Genomic DNA, 2,456 nt, shown 5'->3' with positions numbered 1-2,456 from the left:
AGGCAGCCTGTCAAGGTATTCGAAGAGTACCGTCAGGCGGCATAGGCGAGTGTCGCACTTCGAAGTTGAATTCGCGGCATACATCCCTATCGGGAAATGGCTTTATATTGAAGGCCAGATAGGGAGTATTTCACCGTAATAACCCCTTATTTCTCGAACGTACGATTACGCCTCGCTAATCGAACTTACGGCTCTGAGCTCCTTATAAATTGTTTTCAGTTAAGAGATTTAATAAATGATTATTGGTGTTTTTCTTAAACATATTAAGGCCTACAAAGGAATTTCATTCATTCCTGTAGGTTCAAAATATGGTTTTGTTTCATATGTTGGTGAGAATGGTGTTGGTAAAAGCTCCATCTTAGAAGCACTAAACTCATTTTTCAACGACAAGCCATACCCTATAAATAAAGATGGGAAACGAGACGGATTAACCACAATAGGAAATGAACCATTCATATCACCTATATTCTTAATTGATAAAGCTAAAGTCCCTAGACAAAAAAAGGAATTTGAGAAAATAAGCAAGTACTTTTGGGAGGTACAGAAAAATACATTGCATAGCGGTGTTAGAGGATCCATGAATGACTTTTTTGAAATTAGGAGCCAGTTATCAAATCAGAAAGGAATATCGATTGACTCTCACTACCTAATAGTAGCCGGCGAATCAGAGATACAGTCAAACGTACCACGACTATACTTTGCCAGCTTTCATGGTGAGGAAAGTTTCCTTTCATATATGTTGGATGAAGAAAAAGTTAATGATGCTCCTCAGGATAAACGTGAGACGACAAGTAGTAGGAAAGAAAGACTATCCAAGTTACTTTCTAACTCTGATTGGAAAAAATTCCATTCTGAACTAAAAGGCCTTTACTCCTTCATATATTTCCCTGTAGAAATAGAGGTTGAAAGCTTTACAAAAATTGAAACCACAGAAATGCAAAAAGTTTTTGACAAGCAGTTAAAAACTGAAATAGAAAAATCATTGAACACAGTTAATTTCAACAATCAAGGTGGAATTAACAAGACGCTAGGCAATTTTGTATCCGAAATTGAAGTGATACTGGAGAAAGAATACTGCTATCATACAGGACAAGATAGAAATAATTCAGTTACCAAAGCTGATCTAGTAAATAAGATTTTAGAAGTCTACTTTCAGAAAAGAGTACTGCATAGAAGAAATGGGGATTCATTAACAAAAGTTAATGAACTAAGTGCTGGTGAAAAAAGACAAGCACTAATCAATTTAGTTTATGCCTTTCTCAAAAGAAATTCTGAAAGAGATAAAATGGTAATAATAGGTATAGATGAGCCCGAAAACTCACTACATACATCATTATGCTATGAGCAGTTCGAAAAACTAAAGGAAATATCTTCCAGCAACCAAATCTTAGTTACAACGCATTGGTACGGCTTTCTACAAATTATAAGTAAAGGACATAGTCATTTTCTTACTCAGGTAGAAAAAAAGATTGTTTTTGAAAGTTTTGACTTATATGACTATAGGTCTCAATTAAAAAAAGAAATTGAAGCTTCTAGAAATACGCTTCCCAAAGATTGCACGCTTAAAAGTACATATGACTTAGTTCAATCCATATTTTACTCATTGAAAATGCCATCACCATACAACTGGATTGTCTGTGAAGGTGTGAGTGAAAAGATTTACTTTGAGTATTTTTTCAAAGAAGAAATTGAAAATAAAAACCTACGAATATTACCAATGGGTGGACAGTCAAAAGTAATTCGTCTGTATAAATACTTAGAAACTCCAATGGGAGAGGAAAATACAAATGGAAAAGTTTATTGTTTAATTGATACAGACCATAGTAGATGTGAAGAGATTAATGTTGGGATTAAAAACCTGCAAATCAGACGTCTGAGCAACAAGGGAGGAGCAGATAAAACTCACTTATTAACCTTAACACATTCAGATACGCATAAAACGGATATAGAGCAGGCTCTTAACCCTACTATTTTTAAGATTACTTTAAAGACGATGCAGAGTTCAGAGCATTTAAAAAATATAAATGCATCTAATATCGATGGCAACACAGACTTTATAAGGAACTTTAGAAATCTTCAACTTGAAGATTTTTTCAATGAAAATGATGGGGAAAATAAAATCCTCTTTGCAGAAAAATATATTGAAGCATCTGCTAACTATGAAGAAGATTACGATGATGTTGATGTTACTCCTGGATGGGTTAAAGAAATAAAAAAATTCTTTCAATAAAATAACCGCAGCCTTGAGCTGCGGTTTGTACAGATCTAGTTATCACCTGACACCGGCCTCAAACCGGTGTCTTGTTTACGCTACTTTAGTGCGCACTTCCTTCGGTATCAATTTCAGACCCTTCTTGAACATGCTGTAGGGCGTTTGTCCCGCGAATTCAACTTCGAAGTGCGACACTCGCCTATGCCGCCTGACGGTACTCTTCGAATACCTTGACAGGCTGCCT

The 2,456-nt window shown here is 35.6% G+C and carries 1 protein-coding gene; it reads left to right on the top strand.

Annotated features, from left to right (window positions below; translation table 11 throughout):
• Positions 1–235 precede the first annotated feature (235 nt).
• Positions 236–2,230 carry an ATP-dependent nuclease gene (locus tag PG897_RS22425; protein WP_270829435.1) on the top strand — a complete coding sequence of 665 codons (1,995 nt, stop codon included), beginning with the start codon at positions 236–238 and terminating at the stop codon, positions 2,228–2,230.
• The last annotated feature ends 226 nt before the right edge of the window (positions 2,231–2,456 follow it).

The organism is Aeromonas sp. QDB20 (genome assembly GCF_027707805.1).
Classification (GTDB): domain Bacteria; phylum Pseudomonadota; class Gammaproteobacteria; order Enterobacterales; family Aeromonadaceae; genus Aeromonas; species Aeromonas dhakensis.
This window is presented reverse-complemented; position numbering and strand designations above follow the sequence as displayed.

What these genes read in the sequence shown, in the direction of transcription:
- PG897_RS22425 (WP_270829435.1), top strand. Translation starts at nt 236, where the DNA reads ATGATTATTGGTGTTTTTCTTAAACATATTAAGGCCTACAAAGGAATT.